The sequence below is a fragment of the Dickeya dadantii NCPPB 898 genome (assembly GCF_000406145.1).
Classification (GTDB): Bacteria; Pseudomonadota; Gammaproteobacteria; order Enterobacterales; family Enterobacteriaceae; genus Dickeya; species Dickeya dadantii.
Window position 1 is genome coordinate 4,642,986 of sequence record NZ_CM001976.1, and the last position, 14,653, is coordinate 4,657,638.

Below are 14,653 nucleotides of genomic sequence, written 5' to 3' on the forward strand. Positions count from 1 at the left end.
CGCTCCCGCTGCGATCGCCTCTTACAGCATAATCGATCCGTGGTAACTATTAACGGCTCTGTTGCGGGAAACTGGAGCGCCGGCACTGACGCCACTGGCGGCATACCGTCCGCTCCCGTTTATTCATAACGTATCGCATCACCCGGTTTCATCATGATGACGCGTCGGGACGGGATCCAGGTGGCGAGCGCGACGATGATAACGATAAACAAAGCTACGAAAGCAAACAACAGAGTAAAATGAATCCTTCCATCACCCAAAATACGGTTTATTCTCGGCGCGGCCAACAAGGCTAAAGGTAACCCCAGAATTAAACCGGCAATAAGCTGATTCACCCCTTGCAACATCAACATACGCAGTAAATGATTGGGGGTCGCTCCCAATACCTGCCTGATACCTATCTCCTGAATCCGCTGGCTGATTGCGTTTTGAGTCACGGCATAAATACCGCTTGATGAAAGCACAATGGTAATAACCCCAAACAGCATAAACAAATTAGCTAAAACGCTGACACCAAAAGTATTTCTTTCGATCATATCGTTTAGTGCTTGAGGCGGGCCAACCGGCATCAAGTTATCAACATTATATAGTGCAAGCTTGAGTATCTCAGGCAATACGACAGGATGTTCAGATTTAAGCATAATAGTGACCATGGGCGCAGGTCGTTGCAATAAAGAACGATAAACGGTTGCGCGATTTTTGAAGGCGCTAAATGGTCGTCCATGTATTACATGGCTGACAACTCCAATGACAGTGTACCAGTCAGTGTTATCCTCGTTTCTAAAACGGATTCGCTTACCTATCGCACTTTTACCATCTGGCCAATATTTTCTGGCTAATGACTCACTGATAACAGCAACCGGGAGAGATTTTTCGTTATCTTGCGCGGAGAACTCTCGGCCATATAAAACGTTAACGCCCATCCCCGTCAGACTGCCCGGCATGACTCCCACGTCATTCACCATCGGATATCCTTCATCCCCAATGACGCCATCTTCTCTATTCTCAATAAGAAGCTGGTGAGCTTCTGTAAACTCGCCAGGCGCGCTTGTTGTTAACGCCACTGAAGTCAGATTAGGGATATCATGTAATTGTTTAGATAACGCCAGATAAAACAACCGTCTGCTTTGCGCAGTGGAATAGCTATCTTTATTCAGATTGACACGGGATATAATGTAACCATCTGTCGCTACTCCATAATCGACATTTTTAGCTTTGGTAACTAAAATCAAAAACAGAATACTAATACATAAAATTGAAAAGGAGAGCGCCATTTCAACAATCACCAACGAGCGCCCAGCCTTGCTGGTACGATAACGTGGAATCCCCCTAGTACCATCTCTTAATGCCTGAAAAAATTGACCATTGGCAATTTTCCAGGCTGGTAATGCGCCAGTGATAAAGGCGGTAACAATTACCAAAACGCCCGCATTAATAATCATGCTGCTATCTAGGGAGAGATGCCACCAGGATGGCACACGGGTAGGCACAAACCGGGGAAATATCTTGTTTGTCAAGTCTAACCCCCAGGCAGCGAGTAAAACACCGACAATACCGGCCAGAATGCAGATGATCAGACTTTCCCACAGCATCTGCATCACTAATCGCATCATGGGGGAACCCAAAGCAGCTCTGATCGCAATCTCTCTTGCTCGCTGATGAGACCGTGCCAACAGTAAATTACCCACATTACAGCAGGCCAATAAGAGAACAAACGCTACCGCAGATAAAGTGATAAGAAATACCTGAGCAGTATCATCCCCCATAAAACTTACCTGAAAAGAAAGTGCGACGGCTGATACCCCTTTATTACTCTCTGGATATTTATCAGCCAGCTTATCCATGACTGAAACAATTTCCTGATTCGCTTCATCCAGAGAAAAGTGGGGATTCAAATGGGCATACACATAAACATCTGGAGCCTGGCTTCTTAAAGAAAAAGCGAGTGGTTTTATCCTGGAAGGTAACCAAATATCATGAAAAAATGGGAAAGCGAAACCTTTAGGCATAACACCAACGATATAGGTACGAATACCATTTATCTGGACAGACTGCTTAAGAATATCCTCTCTGCCGTTAAAATAACTTTTCCACAAATCATAGCTGATTACCGTAACAGGTAATGCATCGGGCTGCATATCCTTATCGTTGAGAACTCGCCCCATCAATGGTGAAGTACCCGTATAACTAAATATATGAGGTGTACTCAGGATCCCGATATACTTAACGGACCGGTTACCGTCGTTGAGATCTAAAAATTCGGCGTAGAAATACCCAATATCATCAAGTTTCGTCGACTGCCTTGACAGCTCGGTATAGTCCAGAAAATTCAAACCAGAATCATCCAAACTGACACCACCCACATTCGGCGTCACCATCACCATGCCTTCCCCTTTCGGGTACGGCAGGGTTTTGTACATGATGGTGTTGATGACGGAATACATATACAGCGCCAGCCCTAGTCCGCAGGCCATCACGGTAATGGTCAGCACGCTGAATCCGGGGCTTTTGAGCAGCAGGCGCAGTGCGTAACGGATATCGAACCATAAATTCATCGTGTTATACCGCCTGACGTAATTGTCCGTTTTCGCCATCAGCCACCACCTGCCCGTCAGAAAGCACAATGGTGCGCTGAGCGCGCATGGCGGAACGCGGATCATGGGTAACGATGCAGATGGTCGCGCCGTCCTGATGCAGTTCATCCAGAATATTCATCACCGCTTCGGCGTTGGCGGAATCCAGATTTCCGGTCGGTTCGTCCGCCAGCAGCAACGACGGCTTGCCGACAATCGCCCGCGCCACCGCCACCCGCTGTTGTTGACCGCCGGAAAGCTGTGACGGGTAGTGGCGCACCCGATGCGACATGTTGACTTTTTCCAGCGCCTGAATGACCCGCGCTTTCTGCTCCGAGCGCGACAGGTCATTGCGGTAAGTGAGCGGCAACGCCACGTTTTCCGCGATAGTCAGGTCGCTTATCAGATTAAATGACTGAAAGATAAAGCCAATTTCCCGGTTGCGCAGGCGGGCCATCTCCCGGCGGCCGATACGTTCTACATCCGCGCCGTTCAGCCGGTAGCGCCCTTCCGTTGGCGTGTCCAGTAGGCCCATGATGGACAGCAGCGTCGATTTCCCACAACCGGACGGTCCCGCGATAGAGACGTATTCTCCCGAGTGAATAGAAAGGTTTATCTTGCTAAGGGCATGCGTTTCAATTTCATCGGTAAGAAAGATTTTATGCACATTATCAAGTTGAACCAGCACCGTCATGGGAAATCCTCAGTGTATAAATAGAGTCAGCCTTCCTGAGGCCGAGGGTATCTTACAGGCTGCAGACCACGCACTTTTATCTCTGGTTTTAAAAATGTGCCCAAAATACCTCCACCCGTCCATGACGACGCCCCTTTCCTTGCGCTGACTGGCCCTTCCGCTGACAGGCTCTCCAGGTCGTTTCCTGTTCATCTGCGTCAGACAGCACGCACACGGTCTTCACGAACATCGGTTTCGCGTCTTCTGATCACAGCACAAATCATACCAATTACGTCCTGATCGCAGCCGACGACCCGCTCGCCGGGCAGAAGCAGCCTCCGGCAGCCGATGCGCACGTCAGCACGGTGCGCCGGCTCGTGGCAGGGTAGCGTATCCGGCTCGTCATTTGCGAGACGAAAAATCCCATGTTTGGCACGACACGATCCCATTAATGGGACGAGTTACAGGTAGGTGTAAGTATTTCCCTTTAAAAACAACCCCTCACAACATGGCACACAATTTGCGTTAGACAGATCGCACATCGGACCAAAGGACAATAATTAACCTCAGACTTCGCCGCTGTAAGGATTTTTGGATTTAGCTGGACCAGACACGGGGAATCTATTTTTTTTGGGATGACACCATGAGCTTGCAGAACACCTACGCCCATACGTTGGATAATGATATTTTCAACAACAATCTGATTCAGGATATGTACCGCCGTCACCCTAATCTGCGCAAAACGCTTGCAGCAAATAATAAAGCGACCAGCCTGGCGGGAATTATTGACTATATCATCGACAACATCGGTAACAATATTACGCTGGAAGATCTTGAAGACGTCAGCGGTAAATCAAAGTTTGATATTTGCCGTCTTTTCAATCAGGTCTATAACATTACGCCGATGCGCTGGATTTGGCGCGTACGCCTGACGCTGGCAAAAGAGATCATTCAGATTTCGCCCAACTGGTCGCTCACCGATATTTGCTACGCCTGTGGCTTTTCCTCGCTACCGCATTTTTCCCGTTGTTTTACCAAGACCTACAACATTCCGCCGCTGAAGTACCGCAAAGCAGTCTCGCAGGAACGGGAAAACGAACCGCCCCGCACCATGCAAAACATGAGCTTCGATATTATTTTCGGCAAACAGCGTCATCTGTTCTCACGTCACGTGCTGCTGGATAATATCCAGAACCTCTGTAATTAAATACCGTCGCCCGCCGTCGCCGATGGCGGGCGCACCAGATGCGTCAACGCCCGGCGGTAATATCATGTCCGCTTTGATGCCGTCGGCATCGGACCGTACCGCGACGGATCCGCGTCATCAGGCATTGTCGAATACTGAATAAGTGGCGGTATCGGCCTTTCAGTTCCCACTTCAGCATCAGATAAAAACGACAGAATGCGCTGGTGTACCAGGGGGCTGCGTAAAATCCCCAGATGGCCCAGCCCGCGGGTATAGAACACATCGCTACGGGCAAACGCCCGGTGGATTTCATCCGCCACCGCCGGATGGACACGAACATCCTGCCAGTCATGGCAAATCAGCGCCGGACAATCGAGCATGCGATAGAGCGTTTCGCCGACCTGATCGGGATGAAAGCCAAAGCGCTGTGCATAAATCGCTTTCATGGGCGCCGCCAGCGACGCCGACACCGACGCGCCGGCCAGAAATCGGTCGATCATTTTGCCGAAGTTATCGGGGCTGGCCAGCAGCACCAGCCGCTCCGCCGCCAGTCCCTGCGCCAGCGCCAGGCTACACACCAGACCGCCGCTGGAATGCCCGACCACCGCATAGAACGGGCCGTAGCGCTGCCCCAGCCGGATAAGCAGACTGGCCAACTCATAGTTGGACACCCGCTTTCCGTCAGACAGCCCGTGTGCCAGCAGATCCGGCATCACCACGCCGTACCCCTGCGCTTTTAGCGCCTCGCACAGCGGCCGGAACATAATGCCGCGGCCCTCCCAGCCATGCACCAGCAACACGTTTTTTGCCGGCGCGTCCGCGGGCGGCGGCACCCAGCGAAACACATACACGTTCTGGTGCTGAAAACAGACCGTCTCCTGTCGAAAATCGGCCAGATAGTCGTGGTCCATCTGCTTGTAAGAGATATAACGTGTGGTTTCAAACAGATGTAGCAGATAGCGCGCCGCCAGATGCAGGGAACAACGCTCCAGCAACCACAAATCCGCCAGACGCAGCGCGCGGCACAGCCGGATGTAATGCGTTTCCGGCTTGATCCGCACTTTAAGCAGCAGCGACGGGCGGCGCTTGAGCTTCACCAGCGCGCGGTAGTAGTTGTACTGGACGAGGGTCGCCAGCCACATCAAGGGGTAGCATAGGCTATACAGCAGCATCCCGTTCTCCCAGCGCGCAGGCTAGCAACCGGTACTCACGCAGGAACACCACGGCGTACAGCAGGCTGAACGTCACCATCAGACCGGCGATCGCCTGCACGTCGTTAAAGTAGCGATGGGCGGTCAGCGCGACCGCCACCATCAGCAGTTCCAGCATCAGCGTGAAAATAAGCACCCGTTTTCCCCGCTCCATTTGTTCCAGCAGCGTTTGCAGCGCCGCCACCAGCGAGGTAAGGAAGAAAGTCGGCAGCAACAACAACAGCAGCGTCTGGCTGGATTGACGGATCGCCTCGTCATTGGAAAAACCGGCCAGAATACCGTCGCGCAGCCAGCATACGCCGGCGGTGAGCGCCAGATAGGTCAGCGCGATAAGCCACACGCCATTATTCAGCAGGCTCGCCAGCAACGGCGCGGCATGGGTTTTGCGGCGCTGGTTTAGCAGAATAGCGATGGCGGAACCGGTCGCCACCGCCGGAATGATGAAGAAAGCCCGCAGCTTTATCACGATCAGGAACGCGGGCAAAAATCCCGCCCCCAGCGCGGCCACCAGTGGAAAAATCACCATCGAACTGACGAACACCACCAGCATGGAAAAGCCTACCGGCAAGCCGGCGTTGGTCAGCAACGCCAGCAGACGAGACGCGAACGCCTGCGGCCGTTCATCCGCCACCGGTGTGGCGACCCGGCGCAGCGCCCGCACCGCCAACGGCAGCAGCATCAGCGCCGGAACGCTGTTTGCCAGCAGCACGGCATCAAAACCAAGCCGGTAGACGTGAAAACCCAGGTAGCAACCCGCGGCGTTCAGCAGCACATAGCCACACATCAGCGTCATGGCCGGCACGGTTCTCCCCTGTCCGCGCAGCGCCGCGTTGCACATTTCCAGCGCCAGAAACGGCGTCATCGACAACAGATAGCCGGGCGCGGCGTTCTGCATCCACGCCAGATCCGGGCTGTTCATCCAGCCGGACAGCGGCGATGCCAGTACGCGGCACAACAGCGCCGCCAGCGCCGTCGTCAACACGCCGGCGCCCCCAAGCCACAGCGTACTGTGCCAGATGCGCTGTCGCGGCCAGTCATGACGGGAGCGGGCGCTAAACACCTGATTGGTGATCGCCAGACATTCCAGAATGGCGATAAACAGGAAGTTAAACGGCTGCAAAAAGGAGAGCGTCAGCAACGTCTGGCTTTCGGCGCCGTTGCCCAGAATCGCAATCTGCATATTCTGAGACAACGACACCACCACCGCGGTCACCATCATCGGCCAGGCTAACGCCATGATCTGCCGCATATCCCCACTCACAGCCGGGGCGGCTCTGGACATCACACGCGAGATCAGGCTCATCGTCCCTATCCTTTTCCGTAATTCAGGCCGCCGCCAGACAACTCGCCTTGCCATAGACGCTGTAGAGCATCATGGAGAAGTAGGACAGGCTATGGGTATTGCCCAGCAGGAAACCGTGTCCGCCCATCATCTTTTCCGCTTCATTGTTAAGCTGAGTGATCTGGTAGTGATCATCCTCCAGACCAGCCAGGTCGCCTTCCTGCAAGCGCAGATACTGTTGCTCCAGCAGCAGCGCCGCCTTGCCGGCCACGTCGGCGAAACTGGCTTTGATCAACTGATGACGGGTGGTTTTGGTGCCGAAGCTGTTGCGGCTGGACAGATGCTGCCAGCTCATGGTCTGTATACGGGCCAGCACGCCCAGACGGGCGGCGCACACCAGTATCGGGAAACTGGCCGGCAGCACCAACGTATCCGTACCGCGCACCGCATCCAGACCGAGGTGATTCAGCACCCGGTCAAACAGGCGCTGTGGCTGGTCGGCGTCAGGCAGGCTGCTGATTTCCTGAATCTGATACCCAATCGGGTGAATGTATCGCGCTTCTCCCGACGGCGATTGCAACAGACAGGCCAGCGCATCGGGCAACGGCTGCTCCCGAAAGACGTCCCAGACTTGCTTGATGCGCTCAACTGACATGCCGCACCTCCTGCAACACATTGTCGTTCAGCCAGCTAATCAGGCTGCCCACGGTGGTGAAGGCATCCATGTTGATTTGGTCAGGATCGAACAGCAGCCCGTCGATGCTATCTTCAAGCGTCAGCAAAAATTGCACGAACATCACCGAGTCCAGGTCGAGGTCATGATCAAAATCCGTTTTTTCATTGATCTTGATGTCGTCATTCTCCATGACTTCGCGTAACGCCTGTTGAATAGTGATTAATAACGCAGACATGTCTGTCTCCTGTTTAAATATCAATTTGCTGTATCAGCGCGCAGGAAAGCGTGACCCCCATTCCCATCGAAAAACAAAAATAATTTTTCGCGCGACCGGTTGTAGTTTTCATTAGTGAAGAAAAATTAAATAAAACGTCCGAACAATACAGATGCCCATAATCAGAAACCTGCTGACTGAATAAGCGATCGCCCATATTCAGACGTTGCGCCATCTGACGTAATAATGGGAAATTAAGATTGCAGGGGACAAAATAATCCACCTCATCCATGCCTATGCCGCTGTCCCCGACGGCATCGACAATAAAACGGCACAGTTCATCCAGCAGGCAGCCGTTCAATTCCGCTTTTTCCTGCCGGGTCATATTGCTCGGATTGTTATAAAAACGGCTCAGGTGCCTGACCGCCGTAAACGTCACCCGCCAGCGACTGTTCGCCGCATTGAAGAGCGCCGCCACCGGCAGTTCTCCCTGTACGCCGACCGTGAAGCGGTTGATTTCAGGGTGAAACGCCTTCTCTCCCGTCAACAACAGCACCGGCTGGTTCCGTCGAACCGCGCTATGCCGCACCAGATGCAACGCCGACAGCGCGCCGGCACAGTGATTCAGCCCCAACGTCGTGACGTCCCAGCGCCCCAGCCGCTGGCGATGCAGGATGTCGTCCAGCCAGCGGCGGTCAAAGAAGGTGTTGTGCGTCTGCGTCCTGGCATAGATCAGCAGCCCCTCCTGAGAAGGCAGCATCGGCCAGCTATCAACCAGCCCCGCCACCACCGACTCCAGCATCGCCTGATGGCAATCGGAGCGCATCGGCACCGTCTTCAGTTGATACAGCTTTTCCATCATGCGGCGCTGCCCTTCCCGCAGCCGATGCGAGTCCCCCAGTTCTCCCAGGGGAAAACGCCGGATGTGTTCCGGCGCTTCATGATGAATGTCATTAAGGCAAAACATGCCGGTCTCCGATGAAGCTCGCACGGTTACCGTCCCCATGTCGCACAAAACGCTCATGACGCTCATGACGCTCATGACGCTCATGACGCTCATGACGCTAATAGTGAAGCTATGTCGCAGCAACACCGTTCATGACCCATGATCGAACGCAGTCAATCTACAGACACTTTGCCAAAAAACGAGTTTTGTTTTTATCCGCAGTTGCCGCCGCCTTGTTTTCAGAACGCTTTTATCTCAAAAATGGGATTAATGCGCTAAAACATGGGATTGTGTCGACAAAACAGCAAAAAAATCGGTTTGATAATGGGACGACGCAGAAAAGCGCGCGGGGCATCCCCCGCGCGCGTTATGCCGACAGTCTCATCCCACCAGGCTGGGAGGTGATTGTTGATACTGGATGACGCTAGTCAGTTCGTCGATCCCTGGCGCTTTCAGCATGCTGTAGTGATCCGCCATCAGCTCCAGCACCGTGGGCGGCTGGGCGGAAAACCCGCCGTGATTCTCAATAAACGAGTAATCATCGCCCTGCGCCTTGATGATGGTTACCGGCGCATTCAGTTGCCGCTGCTGTAGCTCGCTGAAGGTATAGGTGAACTCGAAGGTTTGCGCCACAATGCGGGTGATCCGCCGTACCAGCCCGTCATCCAGCGCCGGGTTGAGCCCGGTGATAAAGGCCACAAAGCTCCCCTCGTCGCGTACCGTTTCCAGACAGCGCTCCAGTTCCGGGTCGGTAATACTGCCGATAAATACCGAGAACAGGATGGTCAAATAACCGGGGTTATCAAAATCCGCCTTACGGTTCATGGCGGCCACCCGCTCATCGCGCAGTTTCGGCGAACCGGGCGCCAACAGGTACAAGTTTTCCACCACCTCGCCCGCCAGCTCCAGTTGCCAGGCGGTTTCGAACGCGACGCGCGCGCCGAAAGAGTAGCCCCACAGCGTATAAGGCCCGTGCGGCTGGTGCTGGCGAATTAGCTCAATATCTCTGGCCGCCATCTCGCCGATGGTGGCGTAAGGCGTCTCGTCCGGATTGATGCCGTGCGCCTGAATGCCAAAGAATGGTCGCTCCGCGCCCAGTTGGCGCGCCAGCAGCCGCAGGTTCATGCAGTAACCGCCCAGACCCGGCCAGCAGTAGATTGGCGCCTGACGCCCTTTGGGCTGCAACTGAACCAGACGGGACACCGGTTCCTGACGCGCGCGGCTCAGCCACGCCGCCAGTTTTTCAACGGTGGGCGCCTGAAACAGCACCTGCAGCGGCAGGCTGGCGTTCAGCGTCGCATTCAGCTCATTGATCAGGCTGACGGCGATCAGCGAGTTACCGCCCGATTCGAAGAAATTGTCATCCACCGACATCTCCTCGCGTTTCAGTTTCGCCTGCCAGATAGCCATGACCTGATGTTCCAATGGGTTACGGGGCGCGACGATCGTTTTGTGCTTCAGTTCGACATTAATATTCGCCAGCGCTTTCATGTCGATTTTGCCGTTTGCCGTTAGCGGCATCTCATCAAGAATCAGCACTTTGTTCGGCATCATGTAATCCGGCATGAACGCCGCCAGGTCGTCACGAATCATCTCCGCCGGCCCTTTCATGTGCACGGCGTCTTCCCTCATGCCCTCGCTGTATTTCTGCTCGTCGCTGATGCGCCCGCCAATAAAGAAATAATATGGCCCGGTACGATGACCGAGAATCTGCCAGAAGCGGCGGGCGGCGGGTAGATCGTTGCCGGTTTCCGAGCTGTAACCGGAAGACATCAGCCCGATATTCAGGGGGTTCATCTGCAAGCGCTGCAGTTTACGCCCCACATGCACGTACCCGGCCCAGCCTTCGGTCCGACTGGCGACGCTGATGCCGAACGACGAGCGCTCATACACCGCCTGATTGATGGCGATAACATGTTTCTTATCAATGACGTCATCGGCAATGTGCTGCAGGTCGCCGCGAACGTAGCGGTACGTTCCAACCGGCAGGTCGGCGATGTTCGTACCGGCGGTCTGCACGTAAATATCCAGATCGTCATCCGCCGGCAAACGCGGCCCGGACAGCACATCGCAGGCACCCAGATAGTCATCGTCCGGGTTAATGGCCAGCGGCGTCGGATCCAGCGCCGCGGCGTCGCACAGCGCCACGCCCAGGCCATAATCCGGCAGGATGATATCCAGCATGCCGATGATGTGCCCCATCTCCATTTGCAACACTTCCCGAATGTTATTTTTGTAGATGGGTTCAATCGCGCTCTTCTTGCCGACAAAGTGTAGCCGCAGGCTGCCCGGCGTCACCGCTGCCTGCTCGCTGACCCGCACCAGTTGGTGATGCACCGGCTGATAATAGTAATGCCCGGCGGTCAGCCCGGCCACGCCGTTCAGTTCCAGAAAAACCTGGGTGGCATACAGCGCGCCCGGCGAAGCGTAGGTATATTTGGGCAGCAGCCGCTCCGCGCTGGTGAACTGGCCCAGATAACGCAGCCAGTGCCCCAGTTCATCCAGCGTCAGAGCATCCGGCCGGCGCGAAATGGCCGTCAGCAGCGGCTCATGCAGCAGCGACAGAATATCGTCACGGCTCACGGCGCCGCCGTCGTAAAACCGATAGGTCTTGCGGGAAAACGCGGTGAGGCGCTGTTTCTCATCCGGCTGCTTGCCCGGCAAATCGAGGGTATACGGCTGGCTGGCGGCCGGAAACTCCCGGCAGCCTTTATTCGCCAGCTGCAACATCACCTGTGCCTTATCGGCTTTGGACTGATGGTGTGAACCGTGATTGCCCTGATCCATCAGCGCCGCTTCGCGGGCATTCAGTTCAATAAACGAAATCAGGTTCTGATAGCCGGTAAACGGATCGTTCCTGACGATCACCGCCGCCGCTTTCACCCACTCATGGGTTTCTATCGCCGAGCGGATCTCATCCAGCTCGACGCGATAACCGCGCAGCTTGACCTGATTGTCGGCACGGCCGGCGTACTGGACCGTGCCATCGGGATTCCAGCTGGCGATATCGCCGGTCTGGTACAAACGCCGCCCGGAGCCGGCCGGCGCGAACGGATCGACGATGAAACGCTCGGCGGTCAGGTCATCACGATTCAGATAGCCTCTCGCCACCCCGTCGCCGCCGATATACAGCTCCCCGATTTGCCCGACGGCGACCGGCGTCAGGCAGTTATCCAGTATGTAATAACGGGTATTCGCCACCGGCGCGCCGATGGACAGCGTATCCGGCCCCTGCCGCACGCTGACTGGGTCAACCCGGAAAGCGGAACTGTTGATGGTGCATTCGGTCGGGCCGTACAAATTAATGAGTTCGCAATCGGGCAGCGTCTCCAGACACGCCTGCGCCAGGTGCTTTTGCAGCGCTTCGCCGCCGCTGAAAATCTGCCTCAGCGCCGGGCAATGCGTTAGACGTTCGGTGTCCAGCAGCGCCTGCAACAGCGTCGGCACGCACTGCAGCGTGGTCACCCGATACTCCGCCAGCATGTCCACCAGTTGTTCCGGATTCCGGTACACGCCCGGTTCGCCCATCACCACCCGGCAACCGCAGGCTGGCGACAGAATTTCCCACTGTGCCGCGTCAAAGCTCATCGGCGTTTTCTGCAGAATCACCGTCTCAGCATTCAGCCCAACGGTTTGCGCCAGCCAGTTCATCTGATTCAGCACGCTATGATGTTCAATCATCACGCCTTTCGGCTTGCCGGTGCTGCCGGAGGTATAAATCACATAGGCCAGATGATGCGGTGCGATATCGTTCTGCGGCGCGTCGGGCAGGGAGTGAGCGTGCTGCCGCATAAACGCATCGACATCGTCCGACGTCACCACCTGAATTCCCGGCGGAGCCAGCGCCAGCAGCCGCTCGCGCAAATGGGGCTGGGTAACGATGATACGGGTTTGGCTGTTCTCCAGCATATAAGCCAGCCGATCTTCCGGGTATCCCGGCGACAACGGCAGATAGACGTTGCCGGACAGCAGGATCCCCCAGACGCCGGTCATTAGCGCCAGCGACGGCTCGACAAATAACCCCACGCAACGCTCGCGCTCCGTCTCCAGCGCATTCAGGTAGTGCGCCAGCGCGCCCGCCTGCTGGTAGAGCTGCCGATAACTTAGCGTCTCATCGCGAAACACCACCGCGGTCTGTTCCGGATGGCGTTGCGCCCGGTTCTTCAGCCTTGCGGCGACGGTCGTTTCTCCGTCCCACGCCTGTTCGGTCTGGTTAAAGGCGTGCAGCACGCGTTGGCGCTCTGCATCGTCAATCAACCCGATATCGCGCAGCGTTTCTGCGCCGTTTTTTGCGGCTGACGCCGTTATCTGGCGCCATACCTCCGGCAGTTTTTGCATCTGCGTCGCACTGAAACGGGCCGGGTTAAACCGCAGCGTCAGCACAAGCGCGTCTTCGCGACTGGCAACATGGCATGTCAGCGCCTGAACCGGTTCGCTTTCTACCGGCGGCTGCCAGGATATTTCCAGGTCAAAGATATCGTGAAGCGCATGTTGCGGACCCAGCGTCAGCACGCTGGCGCCCATAGCATTTTTCTGATGAATGGCATCCGGCGTCATCCAGGTCATTATTTCGCGAATAAAACCGGCAATAGGCGTTGCGCTATTGAACCGAATATTCAGCGGGAGAATATCTTGACGAATACATTCATCATCTTTCCAGCGAGTTATTTCCTGCGGATGTAAATGAAAACCGACAATCATTTCTTCATTTTGAGTAATACGTGATACCGCCAGCGCCAGGGCAGAAAAAAGATAACGAGCCAGAGCGATGTCGTCATGTTCGGGTAATAATCCTTTATTCAAAACCAATACCGGGTAATTAAATGCGTGATTCGAGATGTTATCCATTACAATCCTCGTGCATAAATCAATAAAAATAAATCGAGCGGTTTTATTTCAGGGTAAAGCGCCGTATATAAGATTTAACCTTATATCCGTCATATATCCGTCATACTTCAATTTTCAGGTGCGTTGATTTTATTACTCGCCCCCTGGGGCCGCAGTTGGCTGCATTCAGATCCGTTCCAGGCAGATTTGTCGCTCACCCCGGTCACTTACCTTGGTAAGCGCCCGGGGATTCGCTGCGTCGCCGCCGTCCTGCAACTCAAATTACTTTGGGTGTAGACTCCTGTCTTCAGGCCAAATCCATTTTTGGGGCAATAAAACGACTAAGAAAAATCAGACAGAATCAACAATAAGATACCGGGGAAGAAGACAGTTTTAATAACGCGTGGGCAGCCCCGACTACCTCGCTAAACGTATCAACAATCACCTGCGGTTCCGCCGCTTTTAACTGGTCGGTGGTATGAATCCCCCAGGTGACGCCAATAGCGGCCATGCCGGCCTGTTTCGCCATCAGCAAATCGTGCGTGGTGTCGCCCACCATCGCGGTGGTCGCCGCATCAGCGCCCAAACGGGACATCGCCAGCAGCCCCATTTCAGGATGCGGTTTGGGGTGCGCTACCATGTCCGCCCCCAGCACCAGATCGAAATACGACCATAATCCGGCCGCCTCCAGCAGCGCTTTCGCACTGGCGAATACCTTGCTGGTGGCGACCGCCAGCGTATACCCTTGCCCTTTCAGCAGCGCCAGCCCCTCCACCACGCCGGGAAAGACCAGCCCCGGCGCCTGCGGCAGCACCTGCTCACGGAAAACGGCCTGATACTGCCTGACGGCGGCGGTTACCCTTTCATCCTCGACCGGCAACGCCAGAATCTGACCAAAGGCTTTTTCCAGCGGCAAACCGATAGTGGCGCGAATGGCGCGCCGGTCCTCAAACGGCATCGACAGATCGCGCAACGCCGTGATAAACGCGCTAACAATGCCGCTCGGCGTGTCGACCAGCGTGCCGTCCAGATCAAAAATCACAAGTGGTTTCATGAGACATATCC

At 55.1% G+C, this 14,653-nt stretch carries 11 protein-coding genes; 2 read left to right on the forward strand and 9 right to left on the reverse strand.

Annotation, left to right across the window (positions count from 1 at the left end):
• Nucleotides 1–119: 119 nt before the first annotated feature.
• On the reverse strand, nt 120–2,555 hold the full coding sequence (locus tag DDA898_RS20885; RefSeq protein ID WP_038912682.1) for an ABC transporter permease: 2,436 nt from the start codon (nt 2,553–2,555) through the stop codon (nt 120–122).
• 4 nt (nt 2,556–2,559) lie between these two features.
• On the reverse strand, nt 2,560–3,267 hold the full coding sequence (locus DDA898_RS20890; RefSeq protein WP_038902375.1) for an ABC transporter ATP-binding protein: 708 nt from the start codon (nt 3,265–3,267) through the stop codon (nt 2,560–2,562).
• Between the two features lie 622 nt (nt 3,268–3,889).
• Between DDA898_RS20890 and vfmE the strand changes: the two genes are divergently transcribed.
• A complete protein-coding gene (gene vfmE / locus DDA898_RS20895; RefSeq protein WP_013320004.1) occupies nt 3,890–4,453 on the forward strand; it encodes an AraC family transcriptional regulator VfmE in 564 nt (187 codons plus the stop codon).
• Between the two features lie 62 nt (nt 4,454–4,515).
• Here the strand turns inward: vfmE and DDA898_RS20900 are convergent, their stop codons facing one another.
• The 5 genes from DDA898_RS20900 to DDA898_RS20920 are packed head-to-tail and all read right to left on the reverse strand — an operon-like array spanning nt 4,516 to nt 8,782.
• Complete coding sequence (locus tag DDA898_RS20900; RefSeq protein WP_038912265.1) at nt 4,516–5,604, reverse strand: alpha/beta hydrolase; 1,089 nt, start codon at nt 5,602–5,604, stop codon at nt 4,516–4,518.
• Nucleotides 5,591–6,946, reverse strand: a complete 1,356-nt coding sequence (locus DDA898_RS20905) for an MATE family efflux transporter (RefSeq protein WP_038912266.1) — start codon at nt 6,944–6,946, stop codon at nt 5,591–5,593. Before DDA898_RS20905 ends, DDA898_RS20900 begins: the two co-directional genes overlap by 14 nt.
• Before the next feature lie 22 nt (nt 6,947–6,968).
• The gene (locus tag DDA898_RS20910) at nt 6,969–7,580 is read right to left on the reverse strand and encodes an acyl-CoA dehydrogenase family protein (protein ID WP_013320007.1); all 612 of its coding nucleotides are present in this window, start codon (nt 7,578–7,580) and stop codon (nt 6,969–6,971) included.
• Nucleotides 7,570–7,836, reverse strand: a complete 267-nt coding sequence (locus tag DDA898_RS20915) for an acyl carrier protein (protein WP_201765874.1) — start codon at nt 7,834–7,836, stop codon at nt 7,570–7,572. The genes DDA898_RS20910 and DDA898_RS20915 overlap by 11 nt, the downstream gene beginning before the upstream one ends.
• Before the next feature lie 13 nt (nt 7,837–7,849).
• Complete coding sequence (locus DDA898_RS20920) at nt 7,850–8,782, reverse strand: 3-oxoacyl-[acyl-carrier-protein] synthase III C-terminal domain-containing protein (protein ID WP_038912268.1); 933 nt, start codon at nt 8,780–8,782, stop codon at nt 7,850–7,852.
• Nucleotides 8,783–8,913: 131 nt separating this feature from the next.
• Between DDA898_RS20920 and DDA898_RS23315 the strand changes: the two genes are divergently transcribed.
• The gene (locus DDA898_RS23315) at nt 8,914–9,183 is read left to right on the forward strand and encodes a hypothetical protein (RefSeq protein WP_152490698.1); all 270 of its coding nucleotides are present in this window, start codon (nt 8,914–8,916) and stop codon (nt 9,181–9,183) included.
• Here DDA898_RS23315 and indC read toward each other — a convergent pair.
• Both indC and DDA898_RS20930 read right to left on the reverse strand, forming a co-directional pair.
• Complete coding sequence (indC, locus tag DDA898_RS20925; RefSeq protein ID WP_038912270.1) at nt 9,143–13,609, reverse strand: indigoidine synthase IndC; 4,467 nt, start codon at nt 13,607–13,609, stop codon at nt 9,143–9,145. The genes DDA898_RS23315 and indC overlap by 41 nt on opposite strands.
• A gap of 340 nt (nt 13,610–13,949) precedes the next feature.
• Nucleotides 13,950–14,642, reverse strand: coding sequence for an HAD family hydrolase (locus DDA898_RS20930; RefSeq protein WP_013320011.1), 693 nt, complete (start codon nt 14,640–14,642; stop codon nt 13,950–13,952).
• Nucleotides 14,643–14,653: the final 11 nt, after the last annotated feature.